We start from the raw sequence: 2,393 nt of genomic DNA on the forward strand, positions 1-2,393 counted from the left end.
AGAAAATTCTAGCCCTAAACTAAATAACAAAAACACAATACCCAATTCAGCTACAAACTCTATTTCGTGAGATTGTGCAAGCCAGCCAATACCATGACTACCGGCTAAAACCCCCGTTGCTAGGTACGCTAAAATAGGCGGCAAGCCAATGCGCTTAAAAAACCACACAAAAAGAACTGCCGCGACTAATAAGCCAAAAATTTGAGCATTAATACTTTGCAAATGCAGCCTCGCGTTTAAATTAAACTAGTAGCTTGTAAGTAAATATAACAACCATATGTTTTTCATGCAATTTTAAAATATGGCACAAAAATAGCTTAGTTATTGCAAAGTAACACCCTCGGGGGAGAATTTAATGGAAAACGTCCATATTTTGACGCAGCGTGTGTCTGGTCGCGGTGATTTTTTGCCGTTTTCGGCTGAACAATCACCTACAAATGAAATAACTGAAACGCATGAACTCGTCGCAGAGCTACAAACAAGCTTAGTGATCGAGGATGTTCTGGCTATTTACGCTAAATTTGCAAAACAATTGCTCAATTTTTCTGGATTGCAGTTTCAATCAACTTTAGGTACTGCTCAAACATCACAAAGTGATACAAATAGTACACCCTATATTTTTGATTTAGCGATTAATAAAGACCACTTAGGGCAGCTAATTTATTTTAGTAAATTCCCGCTTGGTCACGCAATTGAGAAAAAATTACATACATTACATACTGCACTGGTTTATCCACTTCGTAATGCGATGATGTATAGTCGCGTACTAAAGCTTGCCACAAAGGATGCGTTAACCGGTTTAAATAATCGTAGTCAATTTAATGACTTTTTACTTCAAAAGCTTGAAAACTGTCGCCGTTATCAACGTCCATTTAGTTTAATGTTGCTTGATTTAGATAACTTTAAACAAGTTAACGACAACTTCGGCCATAAAATTGGTGACGATACACTTAAAGAATTTTCAAAAGTACTGTGTAGTAGTATACGCGGCACTGATTCGGTATTTAGATTTGGTGGTGATGAGTTTGCTTTACTTATTGAAGACCCTGAGTTTACAACTAATAAAGTGATTGCTGAGCGTATCATGTGCTTAGTAAGAAAATCGCCATTAATGTCTAAATACAAAGTAACAACCAGTATTGGTTTTACTTTAGCTAACAGCCAAGATTGCGAAACTGAGATATTTGCTCGAGCCGATAAAGGTTTATACAAAGCAAAGGCATCAGGTAGAAACTGCGCAAAAGCATACTAGCCTTTACTTAACTGCATTAAATAAAAAAGCCTAGCTTCCCCCGCTAGGCTTTGCACTTACCAATTTATAAATAAACAACGCAGCACAGAATCCAAAAAAGAATCCGCTAATTAAATTAAGTAATGCGGTAATAGTAGCAAGCGGTGTAAATAATACTAAAAGCAGTGGCAAGCTCACGCCTAAAATAAAAAACAATCCACCTTTACCTAACCAATAAGCTAATAAAAGTACTGCAGATGCAATCCCACCAGCGACTGCATAACCTAACGTGACTATATTTAACTCAAGTAAAACATTAGCGATAACAGCAATAAGCGCTGTTATTAGCATACCCATTGGCGCTTTTTTTACTAACGATAAGCCAACATGCGGCTGTTTACTCATTTATTTACACTCCCAAAAAATACCATTTTCATCAACATGCTTAGCACTTATAAAATAACCAACCACTTGAACTAATTCATCATTATAAAAAATAAGTGGCACACTGGCGCGTAGCCACGGCGCTATTTTTGCATCTTTAAACCAATGCTTAACTGTATTACTACCAGGCTTTTTAAATGGTTTAATACGTGCGCTATTGCAATTAAAGCGCACTATTACTTGCTCATTTGAGTGTGGAGGTCTTACTCCAAAACCAATGCTTTTAATTAATAAGCGCCCGTCTGCAAGTTTTAGCTGTGAATGATTTAGCTCAATATCTGTTAATACTTCATTTGGTGTTACAAAATACAAATAACCTTGATGACGACGTATTTGCCCATCGAGCAAATCAATACGCATTTGTGCGTCGTTTTTTGCGCACATTGCTTGATTAATAATTTGCTCAAGCTGCTTTTGCGATGGCATGACTTGTGTAAATAATGCAAGCCACGCACGTACTATATTTGCAATACGCGCTGAGCTGTATTCACTTATTTGGCTAATGCACAGTGCTTGGTGCTCGTTAATACACTTATTTAAATCAAGCTGAGTGTATTCATCAAGTAATGTTTGCTGTTGTTGTAGTAGCTCAATACTTCGTGCTGTACATTGTTCAAACCCAGTAAAGCGCTCGGCTAACACAGGTACTATTTTTGAGCGTAAAAAGTTACGGTCAAAACTTTCATCTGTATTTGAGTCATCAGTTATGTGGTTAATA

At 37.0% G+C, this 2,393-nt stretch carries 4 protein-coding genes; 1 reads left to right on the forward strand and 3 read right to left on the reverse strand.

What is annotated here, in order from left to right:
* Positions 1–222 (reverse strand): cation:proton antiporter (locus H5072_RS17040; protein ID WP_182694218.1); only part of this gene is annotated, 222 nt, incomplete at its 3' end.
* 133 nt (positions 223–355) lie between these two features.
* Between H5072_RS17040 and H5072_RS17045 the strand changes: the two genes are divergently transcribed.
* Positions 356–1,252, forward strand: coding sequence for a GGDEF domain-containing protein (locus H5072_RS17045; RefSeq protein ID WP_182672024.1), 897 nt, complete (start codon positions 356–358; stop codon positions 1,250–1,252).
* A gap of 30 nt (positions 1,253–1,282) precedes the next feature.
* Here the strand turns inward: H5072_RS17045 and H5072_RS17050 are convergent, their stop codons facing one another.
* Complete coding sequence (locus H5072_RS17050) at positions 1,283–1,636, reverse strand: hypothetical protein (RefSeq protein ID WP_002958295.1); 354 nt, start codon at positions 1,634–1,636, stop codon at positions 1,283–1,285.
* On the reverse strand, positions 1,637–2,393 hold a 757-nt coding region (gene tilS, locus H5072_RS17055; RefSeq protein ID WP_182694219.1), incomplete at its 5' end, for a tRNA lysidine(34) synthetase TilS.

This window comes from Pseudoalteromonas sp. SR45-5 (genome assembly GCF_014163565.1).
GTDB lineage: Bacteria > Pseudomonadota > Gammaproteobacteria > Enterobacterales > Alteromonadaceae > Pseudoalteromonas > Pseudoalteromonas distincta.

Coding starts and splice junctions, on each gene's coding strand:
- H5072_RS17045 (WP_182672024.1), top strand. CDS start 356: ATGGAAAACGTCCATATTTTGACGCAGCGTGTGTCTGGTCGCGGTGAT.
- H5072_RS17050 (WP_002958295.1), bottom strand. CDS start 1,636: ATGAGTAAACAGCCGCATGTTGGCTTATCGTTAGTAAAAAAAGCGCCA.